This window comes from Streptomyces sp. NPDC001222, from assembly GCF_042896945.1.
Taxonomy (GTDB): Bacteria; Actinomycetota; Actinomycetes; order Streptomycetales; family Streptomycetaceae; genus Streptomyces; species Streptomyces gibsoniae.
This window is the reverse complement of record NZ_JBIAXT010000005.1, coordinates 139,358-154,683: the sequence shown is the minus strand read 5'-3', so window position 1 is coordinate 154,683 and position 15,326 is coordinate 139,358. Positions and strand designations below refer to the sequence as shown.

Below are 15,326 nucleotides of genomic sequence, written 5' to 3'. Positions count from 1 at the left end.
GTCCGGCCCGAGGGCATGGGCCTCAGCGCACGCCTTCCCACAGGGTCCGCAGGCTGCGGCGGGGGTCGTGCTCGAGCCCCGGTGACGTACCGAAGTGGCGGACCGCGCGGTCCGCTTCACGGTAGGCGGGCCAGCCCGGATCGCCCGTGGCGGCGAAGGACACCCATGCGGCGTGCACGCTGTCGGCGAGGTGCTGCGGCCGGGCGTCGCCGAGCAGGGGTGCGAAGCCCGGGTCGGCCAGATTGTCGAAGACGAAGGGGACGTCGGTGGTGTGGCAGGCGCCGAGCGCGCCGTTGAACGCGGGGGAGGGCCAGGCGAATTCGTAGACGAACGCGCGGGCGCCGTGGCGTGCCCGGGCCTCGGCCAGGCGCAGGGCGGGCAGCCGGTAGAACCAGTCGGTGGCGATCTCCGCGAGGAGCTCGCCCGGTGTCGCCTCCGGGAAGGCCTTGCGGTACGCGGGCACGCCACGGCCGGGTGGCAGACCGTACGCGGTGGCGGCGCGCTCCACATGGTCGTCGGTCACCAGGCGGTCCAGCCCGGTGGGCACGGTGAACAGGCGGAACTCGTCGCGGGTGCAGCCCACCAGGACATCGACGCCCGCCGCCGCCCCCTGGGCGATCGCCTCGGTGGGCGCGAGGGGCAGGGTGTCCTGGTCCACCACCGGTTCGAAGGGCATCAGATTGAGGGCGGCCTCGCCCCACAGGGCCGGGTCGGGGCGCGCGGAGATCTCGGCACGCAGCCGCTGCTGTGCGGCCAGCAGTCGTGCGACGGGCGCGCCGGCGAGGCCCGGCCGCGTGGGCGGGACGCCCAGGATCGCGGCCAGACGGGCCGCGACGAGGGCGGCGGAGCCGGGGGACAGGGTGTGGTGGGCCGCGCCGCTCTGGAGCACGGCGCGCCGGAACAGCCCCTCGGCCGCGGGCATGGCGAGCAGCGCGCCGATGCTCATGGCACCCGCCGACTGACCGAAGACCGTGACGCGCCGGGGGTCGCCGCCGAAGGAGGCGATGTGGTCCCGGACCCATTCCAGGGCGGCGATCTGGTCCAGCAGGCCGAGGTTGGCCGGTGCGGTGTCGTGGGGGCCGAGGTGGAGGAAGCCCTGGGCGCCCAGCCGGTAGTTGAGAGTGACCAGGACGACGCCGTCACGGGCGAAGGCGGTGCCGTCGTAGCCGGGGACGGAACCGGAGCCGTTGCTGAAGGCGCCGCCGTGGATCCACACCATGACGGGCAGGCGCGCGGCCGGATCGGGGGTCCAGACGTTGAGGTTGAGGAAGTCCTCACCGGGGATGTCGGCCTCCGGGATGAGGCGGTCCATCGGCTCGGCGTAGGGGGCCTTGGGGGCCGTGGGGCCGTAGGCGCCGGCGTCCCGGATCCCGTCCCACGGGACCGGCGGCCGGGGCGGCGCGAAGCGCAGCGGCCCGGTGGGCGGGGCGGCATAGGGGATGTTCCGGAAGCAGGCGACACCCGTGGGGCCCAGGGTGCCGCGCACGGAGCCGTAGGAGCCGACGAGGACCGGTCGCATGGGCACTCCTTCACAGAGCGGGAGGGGACGCAGAGGCTCCGCCCGCCGTCGGCGGGGGTGAAGCCGGTGCGCTCACTGATCGGCGTTGACGATCCGCAGGGCGAACCGCGCGTACTGGTCGGCGACCTGCTCGCGGGTGCGGTCGAGAGCCGGCCCGAACCAGTGGGCGACCTGGACACCCAGGCCACCGATGGCCGTGACCGCCAGCAGGGGATCGTCCACGCCGAACTCGCCGTTCTTCAGGCCGCGTTCGAGGATCTCGGCGAGCAGGCGGCGGCACTCGTCCCGCAGGCGGAGCGAGGGCGCGGCCAGTTCGGGGTCCAGGGCGTGCAGTTCACCGTTGGTGACGACCGCCAGCAGCGGATAGTCGGTGTGGACCAGCACATGGGCACGGACCAGGGCGGCCAGCTGCCGGGCGGCGCTGTCGTCCCGGGTGCGGGCGGCGGCCTCGGTCAGCCGGGCCCACATCTCCTCGTGGCCGATGCGCACCAGCTCCGCCAGCACATGCCCCTTGGAGGGGTAATGCGCGTACAGGGTCGCGGAGTTGATGCCGACCATGCCCGCGATCTGCCGGATCGAGGCGCCGGCGAACCCGGACTCGGCGAACAGTTCGAGCCCGGCCTCCAGGATCCGGCCGCGGGTGCCGGGGGGTGTGACGCCGTCGGGCAGGTCCGCTGCCATGGCGACGACCCGGCGGGGTTCCCATGCGGGAAGGTCCATGGCTGCTCCTGGGATTCGTCGAGATTCCAACCGATCGATTGGTTGACACCGTAGCGCAGAGGCCGGATGGTAGCTCGCAACGATCCGGAAACAACCAATCGATTCGTTGGTTACCTGGACGTCCGTCCGCAGCGGCAGCCGGCCGCGATCCTCCGAGGGAGCCCTCCCGTGACCCGTCCCGTCCCGAACCCCGCGGTGCCCGAGAACCTCGCGACCCTGCTGACCGCGCAGGCGCAGCGGGCTCCCGAGCGGATCGCCCTGCGGCTGGGGGCCGAATCCCTGGGATACGGCGCGCTGGCGGAGGCCTCGGCGCGGATGGTCGCCGTCCTGCGCGCCCAGGGGGTCCGCCCCGGTGACCGGGTCGGGCTGATGGCGCCGAACGTTCCGGCCTTCGCCGTCCTCTACTTCGGGATCCTGCGCGCCGGTGCCGTCGTGGTGCCGGTCAACCCGCTGCTGAAGGCCCGCGAGATCCACCACTACCTCACCGACTCCGGCGCGGTACTGCTGCTCGCCTGGGAGGAGTACGCCGCCGAGGGGCGGACGGCGGCCGAGGCCTGCGGAACCCCGTGCCTGGCGGTGGGCCGCGAGAGCCTGTCCGACCTGCTGGCGGAGTACGCACCCGTGCCCGAGCCGGCCGACCGCGCCGCCCGGGACACCGCCGTCATCCTCTACACCTCGGGTACCACCGGCACCCCCAAGGGCGCCGAACTCACCCACCGCAACCTCGTGCGCAACACCGAGGTCAGCGCCCGGACCCTCCTGCAACTCACGGAGGGCGACGTGGTCTTCGGCGGTCTGCCCCTGTTCCACTCCTTCGGCCAGGTCGTCGGCCTCATGTGCGCCGTGGCGGCGGGCGCCTGCCTGACCCTGCTGCCCCGGTTCGACCCCGCCGATGTGCTGGCGATGCTCGAACGGGACCGTGTGTCCGTCTTCCTCGGCGTACCGACCATGTACGCCGCCCTGCTCGCCCATCCCGCGGCCCGGACCACCGACACCTCCTCGCTGCGGCTGTGCGTCTCCGGTGGCGCCGCCCTGCCCGTCGAGGTCCTGCACGGCTTCGAAGCGGCGTTCGGGTGCACGGTGCTGGAGGGCTACGGCCTCTCGGAGACCTCCCCGGTCGCCTCGTTCAACCATCCCCAGGGACCCCGCCGCCCCGGCACCATCGGCACCCCGATCGAGGGGGTCCGGATGCGGATCCAGGACGACCGGGGCCGACCGCTCCCGGACGGGGAGCCCGGCGAGATCGCGATCCGCGGGCACAACATCATGAAGGGGTACTGGCGGCGCCCGGAGGCCACCGCCGAGACCATCGTGAACGGCTGGCTGCGCACGGGCGACATCGGCGTCCGTGACCCGGACGGACTGTTCCGGGTGGTGGACCGCAAGAAGGAACTGATCATCCGCGGCGGCTTCAACGTCTACCCACGCGAGATCGAGGAGGTCCTCCACCAGCACCCCGCCGTGACCGAGGCCGCCGTCATCGGTGTTCCGCACCCCACCCACGGCGAGGAGATCGCCGCGGTGGTGGCCCTCAGGCCGGGCGCCGCCGTCACTCCGGACGAACTGCGTGACTTCGTCCGTGCCCAGGTCGCCCCGTACAAGTACCCCCGGATCGTGCGGATCGCCGCCGCCCTGCCGAAGGGCCCGACCGGCAAGATCCTCCGGCGCGCGATCACCCTGTCCGACCCCACCGTCGAGCGGTCCGGCTGAGCCGCGCCGCAGGCACGGCCTCTGGTGCCCTCCGCAGGCCGTCGCCGCCCCCTGCCCGGGTCCGCCCGTCCGGGCGGTACCCGTCCTCCCCACCCAACGGAGTGTGCACAATGAGGTTCCGCTCCCTGCGCAGAGCCGCCCAGGCCGTCGCCGTCCTCGGCGCCACGGCCGCGCTGGCCGCCGTCGGCCTGGCCGCACCGGCCCAGGCCGCCACCCCGCCCCTGCCGGAACTGAACATCACCGGCACCTACGTCACCGGAGTCTCCTCCGGCGGCTTCATGGCCACCCAGCTCCAGGTCGCCTACTCCGACACCTTCGACGGCGCCGGGGTCGTCGCCGCCGGGCCGTACGACTGCGGCCAGGGCAACGTGATCAAGTTCGTCACCTGCGACCTGGGACTCGGCGTCGGCGCTCTGGAGCGCCAGGCCGACGACTGGGCGGCTCAGGGCCGCATCGACCCCGTCTCCCACCTGGCGGGCAAGCCGGTCTACACGTACCACGGCTATCTGGACCCGGTCGTCAACCCGCTGGTCTCCCAAGCCGGCGTCGACTTCTACCGGCACTACGGCGCCGACGTCACCTACCACAACTGGGATCCGGCCGGACACTCCTGGCCCACGCCCGACGGGGTCGTCCCCTGCGCGCTCACCCTGCCGCCGTTCCTCAACGACTGCCACGACGACCCGCAGCGCGAGATGCTCACCGCCTGGCTGGGCGGGGTCAACCCGCGCAACACCGGCACCCCGCAGGGCACCCTCACCCACTTCGACCAGAACGCCTACGTCCCCGGCGGTTCCGCCCGGGCCCTGTCCATGGACACCACCGGGCAGCTCTACGTCCCGCCCACCTGTGCCCAGGGCGCCGCCTGCAAGCTGGTCGTGGCCCTGCACGGCTGCCTGTCCGGCCAGCAACTGCTCGGCACCGCCTTCGCCGAGAAGGGCAACCTCGACACCTACGCGGACACCAACGACCTCGTGGTCCTCTACCCGCAGGCCGTCTCCAGCATCTGGCCCGTCAACCCCCAGGGCTGCTGGGACTGGTTCGGCTACACCGGCTCCGACTACGCGGTGAAGAGCGCCCCGCAGATGACCGCCATCGTCAACATGGTCCACGCCCTGGGCGCCTGATCCGCCCCGCTCCACCCCGCCCGGCCCGGCCGCGGCGGCACCGGCTCACGACCGCGGCGGCCGCCCTCATACCGGCGCTGCGGTGGGCGCCGCGGTACTGCTCACCGTCCCCGGGCACGCCGTGCACGCGGAGATGCGGCTGTTCGAGCGGGCCGGTGTGCCCGCCCCGGAGGTGTGGCGCATCGCCACCAGGGGCCGGGGAAAAGGTCCTCGGCCCCGGACTCGGCGAACCGGCACTCGGCACGCTCGCCCCGGGCGCGCCCGCCGATCTCCTCGTCTACCGGGGCGACCCCACATCGCGCACCGACCCGTCGGATGGGCTCGCGGCCGTCGTCAGCCGGGGTCGGCTCTATGCCCGCGCGGATCTGGAGGCCGCTCTGGAGGCCGACCGGCAGCGGCTGCGCAGACCGCTGCCCGCGCTGCTGGGACGCATCGGGTCGGCGCGGGTGCTGAGGACGACCGACTTCGCCTTCTGACAGCGAGGTCGCCGGCGGTCCCGCAAGGGCGCCCGGCCCTTTGGCTCACCGCCCCAGCACCAGCGTCCCCGACGAGCAGAACCAGCCCCCCGTACCGGACGCCACGGCCAGTCGGGGCAACTCTCCGTCAACTGCGTGCACTTGACGCTCCCCGGCCTCTCCCCGCAACTGCCGTACCGCCTCCACCAGCAGGAACAACCCCCGCATACCGGGGTGCTGGGCCGAGAGGCCGCCCCCGTCCGTGTTCACCGGCAGCCGTCCGCCGCGCACCAGGAGCCGCCCCTGTTCCACGAACGCGCCGCCCTCGCCCTTCCCGCAGAACCCGAGGTCCTCCAGCGTCACCAGGGTCATATAGGTGAAGGCGTCGTAGATCTCCGCGAAGTCGATCTCCTGGGGGCGTACGCCCGCCCGCCCGAAGGCGAGACGGCCGCTGACCGCCGCGGGGGACACGGTGAAGTCGGGCCATTCGGACATAGTCGTGTGGGAGACGTGCTCCCCGGTCCCGAGCACCCACACCGGAGCCGTACGGCAGTCGCGTACGAGTTCCTCCGCCACCAGCAGCACCGCCGCCCCGCCATCGGAGCGCAGGCAGCAGTGCAGCTTGGTGAAGGGGTCCGCGATCATCGGGCCGGACAGGACCTCGCCGACGGTGACCGGCGTGCGGAACATCGCCTCCGGGTTCGCGGCCGCGTTCGCCCGCGCCTGCACCGCCACCTCGGCGAGCTGTTCGAGCGTGGTGCCGTACCGGTGCATATGGCGGCGGGCGGCCATCGCGTACTTGGCGACGAGCGTGTGGCCGTAGGGAGCCTCGAACTGCAGGGGCCCGCGTGTGCCGAAGGACAGGGTGCCGGTGCGGCGGCCCGCTCTCACGTCCGCGCGGGCCGTCGAGCCATAGGCCAGGAGGACCGCCCGAGCGTGGCCCGCCGCGATCGCGTCCGCCGCGTGGGCCGCCATGACCTCCCAGGTGGAGCCGCCGACGGAGGTGGAGTCGACCCAGGTGGGCCGTAGCCCCAGATACTCGGCGACCTCCGCCGGGGCCAGGGTGCCGAGGCCCGCGGAGGCGAAGCCGTCGATCACCGAGCGGTCCAGCCCGGAGTCGGCCAGCGCGCGGCGGGCGGCCTGGGCGTGCAGGGCGTACGGCGTCGCCTCGTCGAGCCGGCCGCAGTCGGACAGGGACACCCCGGCGATCGCGGTCCTCCGCCGAGTCGTCGCAGCACTCATGAATCTGACGGTACATCAGATTTTTCGCCGCCGGACCTGTGCAGCCGAAGGCCGCCGCCCCTAACATGACGGGGCGTCAGCCGGAGAGGGGACCCGCCCATGGACACCCGCTTCACCGCCGAACAGGACGAGATCCGCCGTACGGTGCGCAAGGTGCTCGCGGGGCGCTGCGGGCCGCAGGACGTCCGGGCCGCCGCCGACACCGACGCCGGGTACGACCCCGCCCTGTGGGCCACCCTCGCCGGACAGCTCGGGCTGACCGGGCTCGCACTCCCCGAGACCTACGGCGGGGCGGGCTGCACCACCACCGAACTCGCCCTCGCCTGCGAGGAGACGGGGCGCTGCCTCGCCCCCTCCCCGCTGCTGTCCACGGCCGTCCTCGCCGCGCCCCTGCTGCACACCCTCGGCACCGACGCCCAGCGCGCCGAGCTGCTGCCCCATCTGGCCTCCGGGGAACTGACCGCCGCCCTCGCCGTGCCCGGGACGGCCCTCGCCACCGCCCTCGGCCTCGTCGGCGACAACCGGGGCGACTGGGCGGGCGGCGGACGCGCCGGCGGCATTCAGGCCCGGCGGGCGGACGGTGTCTGGCGGCTGTACGGGGAGGCCGGGCAGGTGCTCGACGGGCACAGCGCCAACCTCCTGGTTGTCGCCGCGCACACCGGCGGGTTCGCCCGGTCCCGCACCCTGCTGTTCCTGGTGCGGGAGGGCGGGGTGCGGACACGGCAGACCGCCCTCGACGCGACACGGCCCTGCGCCCGCGTGCAACTACGGGACGTGGAGGCAGAGTTGCTGGGGGCGGACGGCGCCGACGTGACCGGGGCGCTCGCCTCCGTCGGGGACCGTGCCGCCGCCGTCCTGGCCTGCGAGGCCGCCGGGGCCGCCGACCGGGTGCTGGAGAGGACCGTCGAGTACGTCAAGCGGCGGGAGCAGTTCGGCCGGGCGATCGGCTCCTTCCAGGTCGTGCAGCACCGGCTGGCCGATGTCTACGTCCGGGTGCAGGCGGCGCGTTCGGCGGCGTACTACGCGGCCTGGGCCACCCGGCACGGGGAGCGGGTCGGCGGTCTCGCGCTCGCCCAGGCCCTCCGGGCGCTGCGCACCGCCGCGGGCCAGGGGATCCAGTTGCACGGCGGCATCGGATTCACCTGGGAGCACGAGGCACATCTGTACTTCAAGCGGGCGGCCGGGGACGAGCTGCTGTTCGGCCCCGCCCACCGGCTGCGGGCGCACGCGGCCGGCACGGCACGGCTCTTCATCGAGACGGAGGTGGCGGTGTGACGGCCCTGGGTGTGCGGATCGTGCAGAAGGTGTCCTCCGCGCGGGCCTTCGCGAAGGTCGCGCCGCATGTCGTGCCCGCGCTGGACCGTACGGTGCACCGGCTGACCCGGGGCAGGGTCCTGCCCAGCGCGCGGATGCTGCCGGGCGTGATCCTCGTCTGCACCGGCGCGAGGAGCGGCCTCGAACGCCGTACGCCGCTCGCGTGCATGCCGGAGGAGGGCGGCGGCTGGCTCCTCGTCGGCTCCAACTTCGGGCGGCCCGGCCACCCGGCCTGGACCGCGAACCTCCTCGTCCACCCCGACGCCGAGATCAGCTGGAAGGGAGAGGAGGTCCCGGTCACGGCTCGTCTGCTCGCGGGTGAGGAGCGGGCGGCGGCCTGGCGGGCGGTGCTCGCCTTCTGGCCGCCGTACGCGACCTATCAGGCCCGGGTGGAGCGCGAGATCCGGCTCTTCCGGCTCGTACGGCGCTGATCGCGCGGTCGGCGCACCCGTCGGGCTCAGAGCGTCGCCAGCCGCTCCACCAGCAGGAACGCGCCGATCCCCAGCATCGCCGCCCCGCTCGTCCGGGTGACCGCGCGGGCTGCGGCGGGCCGGGCGGCCAGGACCTTCCGGGCCAGGACCCCGACCGTCAGGTAGACGGCCGCGCAGCATGCCATGTGCGCGAGACCGAGCACCGCCGTCTGCACCGCCACCGGCAGTCGCTCCCCCCGTGTGACCAGGAACTGCGGCAGCACGGAGAGGTAGAGCAGCAGGCCCTTGGGGTTGAGGCCGCTGATGCCGGCGCCCCGCAGGAACATGCGGGCCGCACCCGCGTCGGCGTCCTCCCCGCCGGCCGCGCCCGGAGTGCCCGGCCGGCGCAGCACGCCCCACCCGAGCCACACCAGATACCCGGCACCCGCCACCGTCAACGCCGTCAGCAGCCCCGGCGACCCCGCCACCAGGACGGCGAGCCCCGCCGCCGCCAGTGCCGTGTGCACCGCGTACCCGGCCACCAGGCCTCCCACCGCCGGCACCACCGACCGCCCGCGCAGTCCCGCCGCGATCGCGTACGCCCAGTCGGCACCCGGCACGCACACCAGCAGCAGGTCCACGGCGAGGAAGGACATCATCGCTCCCGTGTTCATGGTGGTGACATTAGGCGCGAAGAGGTCGAAAGTGTTCCCGAAATTTCCCCGACGCGGGCGTCTCTGAGGGAGGATTTCCCCCATGGACCCCGTAGACCAGAAAATCCTTGCCGAGCTCCAGCAGGACGGGCGGCTGACCGTGACCGAGCTGGCCGCGCGGGTGCGGCTCAGTGTGTCGCCGTGCCACCGGCGGCTGCGGGAACTGGAGCGCAGCAAGGCGATCCGCGGCTACCGGGCGGTGGTGGACCCCGCCGCCGTCGGGCTGAACTTCGAGGCGCTGGTCTTCGTCTCGATGCGCCAGGAGGACCGGGACACCGTCGCGGAGTTCGAGCGGGCGCTGAGCGAGGTGGAGCAGGTCGTGGAGGCTCAGCGGCTCTTCGGCGAGCCCGACTATCTGCTGCGGATCGCGACCACGGACCTCACCGCCTTCCAGCGGCTGTACGACGAGCGGCTGGCCACCCTGCCGGGCGTGCAGCGGCTGACGTCCACCCTGGTGATGAAGCATGTGGTCGAGGACCGCCCGCTGCCCATGACCCGCACATGAGCAGCGGGCGGTGGCCCACCGCAGTGGACCACCGCCCGTATGACAGAACGTGTGCCGAACCGGGAACAGCCGGCCTGCTCAGGGGGGAGGAGAAGTGTGCTGCCGGGCTACCTCGCCGGTTTCTTCTCGGTCACGCCCAGATACACCAACAGCGCCAGGTTCGGCCGCAGTTCGGCCTGTTTGACGCCCCAGGACGTGAAGCCCTTCTGGTGGGAGGCCACGGAGGCGAGCATCGCCACGAGCGCGCCGGCCACGGCCGCCGGGCTCACCTCCTTGTCGACCCTGCCCTTGGACTGGAGTTCGGTGATCGAGTCCGCGAGGGAGTTGGTCACCGAGTTCAGGATCTTCATGCGGATCTTGTAGAAGCGTTTGTCGCCCTCGGCCGCACCGAGGTCGACGACCCGAAGGATCGCATCGTGCTTGCGCCAGAACTCCAGGAAGCCGTCCACGAGTTCCTGCGCCGTCTGCCAGCCCGCCTTGCCGACCCACGAGCGGCCTTCGAGCAGCCGGGTCAACCCGGCGCCCTCCGTGGCCATTTGCTCGGCGATCTCCAGGACGGCGCCCTCGACGTCCGGGAAGTACTGGTAGAAGGTGGCGGGGGAGGTCCCGGCCTTGCGGGCGACATCGATGACTTTGACGTCCCGGTAAGGCGAGGAGCTGAGCATCTCGCTGAGGCAGTCGAGCAGCTTCTGCCGGGTCGCCTGCCCACGCCGACCGGCCACACGGCCGTCGACGGTACGCACTTGTCCTGTCATGCCGTCAGCTTACCGAGGGGTGCTGGGAGCGCGATTCGGCCGACTGCAAATGGGGAGTGGAGGGGCTCCTGAGTGCTTCCGAGGCTGGTGAGAAGGGAGTACGTACGCGAGCGCCCCACGGGAAACCCTTTTAACTTGGCGACATGGCCGAAAATCCGCCGTCGCCTCCGGCGTCCTCGTCAACGGGCGACGACGCCTCCACGGCCAACGGTGCCGGCTCCCGGGACACCCCGTCCCCGGGCGGCACGGCCCCGGACGAGAGCGCCTTCCCCGAGGGCGTCCCCTGCTGGGCCGACGTCCAGCTGCCGGACCTGGAGGCGGGCAAGCGGTTCTACGGCGGGCTCTTCGGATGGACCTTCGAGGAACTGCACGCCTCCTCCGTGTGGGCGTGCCTGGACGGCGCACCGGTGGCCGCGCTGGTCCGCAAGTGGGACGGCCGGATGCCCACCGTCTGGACGGTGTACTTCGCGACGCCCGACGCCACCGCGCTCGCCGGGCGGATCCAGGAGGCCGGCGGCCAGGTGATCGTCCCGCCCACCCCCGTGGGCCGCCTCGGCATGACGGCCCTGACCGGGGACCCCGAGGGTGCCGTGTTCGGGCTGTGGCAGGCCGGGACGCACCCGGGCTTCGGCAAGCGGCACGCGCCCGGCTGCTTCACCTGGTCCGAGGTGTACACGCGGGACGCCGACGCCGCGAACGCCTTCTACTCGGGGCTCTTCCCCGCCCCGTCGGGACCGAGTGCCCTTCCGGACTTCGGGTGTGCGTCGATCCAGGACGTCTTCCCGGCCGAGATGCCACCCCACTTTCTTCTCCATTTCGCGGTGAAGGACAGGGCCGCCGCGATCGATGCGGTGGGCCGACTGGGGGGTCGGGTACAGGTACCGCCGTTCGAGGCCTGGTACGGACGAGTGGCGGTCGTCACGGACAATCAGGGGGCGTCCTTCGCGCTGCTCCAGAGGTGACAAGGCGTTCGCGGTGCGTCCGGGAGCGGCACTTCCGGGGCGCGTCGGGCGTTTCACCATGCGGGCGCCTGCTTTCCCGGAGGCCCCAGGCATGGTTTTGTCCTGAGACACCCCGATCCGCCCCCGGGTTCGCCACAGGTGGCCCGGACAGGAAGAATCAGGGTGCGTGCCGCCACGGCGGTGCGGTGGTGAGACGCTGCACGGGGTCGCGTGCACGACGCGGATGACGCGACCCGTACGGGGAGGTGGCAGGCAAAGTGGTGGATCAGCTGACGCAGCACGATCCGCGGCGGATCGGGCCGTTCGAGGTGCTGGGACGGCTGGGTGCCGGCGGCATGGGGCTGGTCTATCTCGCGCGCTCGGCGTCGGGCCGACGCGTGGCGATCAAGACGGTGCGCACCGAGCTGGCCGAGGACCAGTTGTTCCGGGTGCGTTTCACACGTGAGGTGGAGGCCGCCCGGGCGGTCTCCGGCTTCTACACGGCTGCCGTGGTCGACGCCGACCCGCGCGCGGCCGTGCCGTGGCTCGCCACCGCGTATGTGCCCGCGCCCTCACTCGAGGAGATAGTGACCGAGTGCGGGCCGCTGCCGGCCCAGGCGGTGCGCTGGCTGGCCGCGGGCGTGGCGGAGGCGCTGCAGTCCATCCACGGGGCGGGCCTGGTCCACCGCGACCTCAAGCCGTCGAACGTCCTCGTCGTCGAGGACGGTCCCCGGGTGATCGACTTCGGCATCGCCTCCGGCGTGTCGAACACACGTCTGACGATGACGAACGTCGCGGTCGGTACGCCCGCCTATATGTCCCCCGAACAGGCGAAGGACTCGCGCAGCGTGACCGGCGCGAGCGATGTCTTCTCGCTCGGCTCGATGCTCGTCTTCGCGGCCACCGGACATCCCCCCTTCCACGGCGCCAACCCGGTCGAGACCGTCTTCATGCTGCTGCGCGAGGGCCCGGACCTGTCCGGCCTGCCGGACGAGCTGCGCCCGCTCATCGAGTCCTGCATGCAGATGGAGGCCACGGGCCGCCCCAACCCGGCCGACCTCCAGGCCCAGCTCGCGCCCCACCTCTTCGGCTCGGGCTCCGACGACAGCGGCACGGCCTCGGCGTGGCTGCCCGAGAAGGCGGTCACCCTGATCGAGGGCCGGCGCGGCGGACGCCCGCCGGCCAAGCCCGCTCTGCCCGCCGGTCGCAGCGCCGGGGGCGGACGGCCCGCGGTGCCGCCCCCGCCGTCGTACGACCCGCTGCCGGTGCCGGTCGGCGCACCCGACGCCGGACCGGTCCGGCTCGCGGGCGCGTCGGTGCCGATCGGCCCCGGCCCCAGGGTCGCCGACGCGCGGGCGGCCGCCGTGAAGGCACCTCCCCCCGAGGCGGGCCTCGCCGCGTCCTGGTCCCGTCCGGCCGGCGGTGTCAACGGGGCGGCCGGAGCCGTACCCGCGATCGCGCCCCCGCCCCCGGAGACGGCCTCCGGCTGGCGCCCATGGCGTTTCCGCATGTCGAACGACCTCTGGGGCACCCCGACGGTCGCCGACGACCTCGTGTACGTGACCTCCTTCGAGGTGCACGCCCTGGACGTGGCGACGGGCCGCCGCCGCTTCAAGACCCGTGACGTCGCCTGGTCGATGGCGGTCGCCGACGGCCGGGTCCACGCCTCGGACGGCCCCACGCTCTTCGCCCTGGACGCCCGCGAGGGCACGGACCTGTGGCGGCTCTCCCTGGACGGCTGGGTGTACTCGCTCAAGGCCGAGCGGGGCACGGTGGTCACCGGCACCCGCGGCGGCGGCGTGCAGGCCTGGGAGGCGTCGAACGGGCAGAAGCTGTGGGAGCTCAGCGGCGCCCAGACCGACTTCGAGGCGCCGGAGGCCGGTCCGCTGATCCATGACGGCACGGTGTACGTCTGGCAGGACGCCCGGCTGCGGGCCCTCCAGGCGCGTACGGGCGAGGAGCGCTGGTCGTACCCGATCGGGGACGCGGCGTCCTGCGGCGGGGTGCCGGTGCGACTGACGCACGCGTCGGACGGCTGTGTCTATGTCTCCGCCGGCACCCGGGTGCTGGCCATCGAGGTTGCCACCGGCATGGTGCGCTGGCACTTCGAGGCACCCGCGGTGTTCCTGTGCCCGCCCGCCTTCGTGCCCGGCCCCGCCGTCGCCGGTGGCGGCATCTACCTCGCGGACTACCTGGGCACGGTGTACGCCCTCGACGCGGCGGACGGCCGCGACCGCTGGCGCATCGCGACGGAGGCGCGGGCCGCGATCGACCCGGTGCTGGTCGCCGCGGGCCACGTCCATGTGGGCAGCGGCAAGGGCCTGTACACCCTGGACGCGGTCACGGGCACCCCGAAGTGGCGCTTCCAGGCGGGTGGGGACATCGTGGGCACCCCGGCGGTGGCGGAGGGCCGTATCCACTTCGGCTCCACGGACCACCTGCTGTACACGCTGAAGTCCGACGACGGGCGCCTGCGCTGGAAGCTGGCCACGGGCGGGGAGATCACCGGCGCGCCCGTGGTGAAGGACGGCGTGGTGTACGCGTGCAGCAAGGACCGCTGTGTGTACGCGCTGGACGCCGAGAAGGGTACGGGCACGGCGCGTACGGCCTGAGGGCGACCACCGCCGGACGGGCCCGCCGGAAGAGGCGGCGCACCGGAAGACGGCGGTCGCCTGCGGAGGACGCTCGAGGGCGGCGACCGGCGCAGGGCGCTCACCGCACCCGGTGGCCCCCCGCCCGTCGCGCGGCGAACAGCTCCGCCTGCCGTTCGGGCGGCAGGTTCCCGAGCGCGATCAGCTGCGGCGCCTGCGCGAAGGCCGCGGCCCGTGCCACCTCCTGCGCCGCCCACAGCGCCCGCACGGTGCCCTGGACCCCCTCCGGCGGATAGGAGGCGATGACCTCGGCACAGCGCACCGCCGCCGCCACCGCACCACCGGGCTCGGTGAGTTCGGACACCAGGCCGATCTCGTACGCCCGCCGCGCCGAGATCCGCTCGGCGGTGCCCATCAGGGCCATGCGCGCCGCCTCCCCGTAGGGCATCCGGTGGGCCATGAGGACGGACTCGTACGCGCTGACCATCCCGTAGCTGGTGTGCGGGTCGAAGAAGGCCGCGGTCGTGTCCGCCACGACGAAGTCGCTCTCGCCCAGCAGATAGAACGCCCCTCCGCAGGCCATGCCGCGCACGGCGGCGATCACCGGCTTCCACAGGTCGTTCGCCTTCGGGCCGATCCCGAGCAGGGGATCGTCCACCATGTAGGGCGAGGCGGGCTGCGGCACCCGGATGTCCCGGTCGATCCCCGTGCAGAAGGCCCGCTCGCCCGCCCCGGTGAGCACGACGGCCCGTACGGAGTCGTCGAACCGCAACCCCCGCCAGCAGTCGCCCAGTTCGCGGGCCGTCGCCAGATCGATCGCGTTGAGCCGGCCGGGCCGGTCGAGCGCGACGACGGCGACGCCCGTGGCCGGGTCGGCGGCGACCCGCAGCCCCTCGCTCATGCCCGCTCCAGAACCCATCGCGGCAGTCCGTTCGCGCCGAAGACGACCTGCACCCTCGCCCCGATCCGGATCCGGTCGGGCGGTATCGAGTCCAGCGGTGCGTCGGGCCCGGCGACGAGATTCCCGACGAGCCGGATGCGCGGCACGTCCGCCAGCTCCACCACGATCACGTTGTACGGCGCCTGCGCCGCGTAGGCCGGGAGCAGCGGCGGATGCGGGACGACGTACGACCAGATCCGTCCCGTCCCGCTCACCCGCCGCCACTCGCTCGCGAACGACCGGCAGTGCGGGCAGCAGGGGCGTGGGGGGAAGCGGAGTTCACCGCAGCCGGCGCAGGCCTGGACGCGCAGCTCGCCCCGGCCGGCGTACTCCCAGAAGGGCGCGCCGTCCTCGTCGGGCACGGGGGACAGCAGGGTGTCGGCC

15 protein-coding genes are annotated in these 15,326 nt (G+C 73.3%); 8 read left to right on the top strand and 7 right to left on the bottom strand.

Annotated features, from left to right (window positions below):
* Window positions 1–22: 22 nt before the first annotated feature.
* Together ACFY2Z_RS09865 and ACFY2Z_RS09860 are read right to left on the bottom strand one after the other, a co-directional pair.
* Complete coding sequence (locus tag ACFY2Z_RS09865) at window positions 23–1,519, bottom strand: carboxylesterase/lipase family protein (RefSeq protein WP_390743658.1); 1,497 nt, start codon at window positions 1,517–1,519, stop codon at window positions 23–25.
* 72 nt (window positions 1,520–1,591) lie between these two features.
* On the bottom strand, window positions 1,592–2,239 hold the full coding sequence (locus tag ACFY2Z_RS09860; RefSeq protein WP_390743657.1) for a TetR family transcriptional regulator: 648 nt from the start codon (window positions 2,237–2,239) through the stop codon (window positions 1,592–1,594).
* A gap of 168 nt (window positions 2,240–2,407) precedes the next feature.
* Here ACFY2Z_RS09860 and ACFY2Z_RS09855 point away from each other — a divergent pair, with 168 nt between their 5' ends.
* The 3 genes from ACFY2Z_RS09855 to ACFY2Z_RS09845 all read left to right on the top strand — a co-directional run bounded on the left by ACFY2Z_RS09855 (window position 2,408) and on the right by ACFY2Z_RS09845 (window position 5,552).
* Window positions 2,408–3,949: a long-chain fatty acid--CoA ligase gene (locus ACFY2Z_RS09855; RefSeq protein WP_390743656.1), complete on the top strand. Its 1,542-nt coding sequence runs from the start codon at window positions 2,408–2,410 to the stop codon at window positions 3,947–3,949.
* 110 nt (window positions 3,950–4,059) lie between these two features.
* Window positions 4,060–5,076, top strand: coding sequence for a hypothetical protein (locus ACFY2Z_RS09850; RefSeq protein ID WP_390743655.1), 1,017 nt, complete (start codon window positions 4,060–4,062; stop codon window positions 5,074–5,076).
* Between the two features lie 155 nt (window positions 5,077–5,231).
* A complete protein-coding gene (locus ACFY2Z_RS09845) occupies window positions 5,232–5,552 on the top strand; it encodes a hypothetical protein (RefSeq protein WP_390743654.1) in 321 nt (106 codons plus the stop codon).
* 45 nt (window positions 5,553–5,597) lie between these two features.
* Here the strand turns inward: ACFY2Z_RS09845 and ACFY2Z_RS09840 are convergent, their stop codons facing one another.
* Window positions 5,598–6,773 carry an acetyl-CoA acetyltransferase gene (locus ACFY2Z_RS09840; RefSeq protein WP_390743653.1) on the bottom strand — a complete coding sequence of 392 codons (1,176 nt, stop codon included), beginning with the start codon at window positions 6,771–6,773 and terminating at the stop codon, window positions 5,598–5,600.
* A gap of 99 nt (window positions 6,774–6,872) precedes the next feature.
* Here ACFY2Z_RS09840 and ACFY2Z_RS09835 point away from each other — a divergent pair, with 99 nt between their 5' ends.
* Together ACFY2Z_RS09835 and ACFY2Z_RS09830 are read left to right on the top strand one after the other, a co-directional pair.
* Window positions 6,873–8,048: an acyl-CoA dehydrogenase family protein gene (locus tag ACFY2Z_RS09835; protein WP_390743652.1), complete on the top strand. Its 1,176-nt coding sequence runs from the start codon at window positions 6,873–6,875 to the stop codon at window positions 8,046–8,048.
* Window positions 8,045–8,518 (top strand): nitroreductase/quinone reductase family protein, encoded by a 474-nt coding sequence (locus ACFY2Z_RS09830; protein WP_390743651.1) that lies wholly within the window; start codon window positions 8,045–8,047, stop codon window positions 8,516–8,518. Before ACFY2Z_RS09835 ends, ACFY2Z_RS09830 begins: the two co-directional genes overlap by 4 nt.
* Before the next feature lie 26 nt (window positions 8,519–8,544).
* Here the strand turns inward: ACFY2Z_RS09830 and ACFY2Z_RS09825 are convergent, their stop codons facing one another.
* Window positions 8,545–9,171, bottom strand: a complete 627-nt coding sequence (locus tag ACFY2Z_RS09825) for a LysE family translocator (RefSeq protein WP_390743650.1) — start codon at window positions 9,169–9,171, stop codon at window positions 8,545–8,547.
* 82 nt (window positions 9,172–9,253) lie between these two features.
* On the opposite strand from ACFY2Z_RS09825, the gene ACFY2Z_RS09820 reads away from it, so the two are divergent.
* Window positions 9,254–9,715: an Lrp/AsnC family transcriptional regulator gene (locus ACFY2Z_RS09820; RefSeq protein ID WP_390743649.1), complete on the top strand. Its 462-nt coding sequence runs from the start codon at window positions 9,254–9,256 to the stop codon at window positions 9,713–9,715.
* A 107-nt stretch (window positions 9,716–9,822) separates the two neighbouring features.
* Here the strand turns inward: ACFY2Z_RS09820 and ACFY2Z_RS09815 are convergent, their stop codons facing one another.
* On the bottom strand, window positions 9,823–10,458 hold the full coding sequence (locus ACFY2Z_RS09815; protein ID WP_390743805.1) for a TetR family transcriptional regulator: 636 nt from the start codon (window positions 10,456–10,458) through the stop codon (window positions 9,823–9,825).
* 155 nt (window positions 10,459–10,613) lie between these two features.
* On the opposite strand from ACFY2Z_RS09815, the gene ACFY2Z_RS09810 reads away from it, so the two are divergent.
* Complete coding sequence (locus ACFY2Z_RS09810) at window positions 10,614–11,432, top strand: VOC family protein (RefSeq protein WP_390743648.1); 819 nt, start codon at window positions 10,614–10,616, stop codon at window positions 11,430–11,432.
* Between the two features lie 257 nt (window positions 11,433–11,689).
* Window positions 11,690–14,023 carry a PQQ-binding-like beta-propeller repeat protein gene (locus ACFY2Z_RS09805; RefSeq protein WP_390743647.1) on the top strand — a complete coding sequence of 778 codons (2,334 nt, stop codon included), beginning with the start codon at window positions 11,690–11,692 and terminating at the stop codon, window positions 14,021–14,023.
* Window positions 14,024–14,123: 100 nt separating this feature from the next.
* On the opposite strand, the gene ACFY2Z_RS09800 is transcribed toward ACFY2Z_RS09805, so the two are convergent.
* Both ACFY2Z_RS09800 and ACFY2Z_RS09795 read right to left on the bottom strand, forming a co-directional pair.
* A complete protein-coding gene (locus tag ACFY2Z_RS09800) occupies window positions 14,124–14,903 on the bottom strand; it encodes an enoyl-CoA hydratase/isomerase family protein (protein ID WP_390743646.1) in 780 nt (259 codons plus the stop codon).
* On the bottom strand, window positions 14,900–15,316 hold the full coding sequence (locus ACFY2Z_RS09795; protein ID WP_390743804.1) for a Zn-ribbon domain-containing OB-fold protein: 417 nt from the start codon (window positions 15,314–15,316) through the stop codon (window positions 14,900–14,902). The genes ACFY2Z_RS09800 and ACFY2Z_RS09795 overlap by 4 nt, the downstream gene beginning before the upstream one ends.
* Window positions 15,317–15,326: the final 10 nt, after the last annotated feature.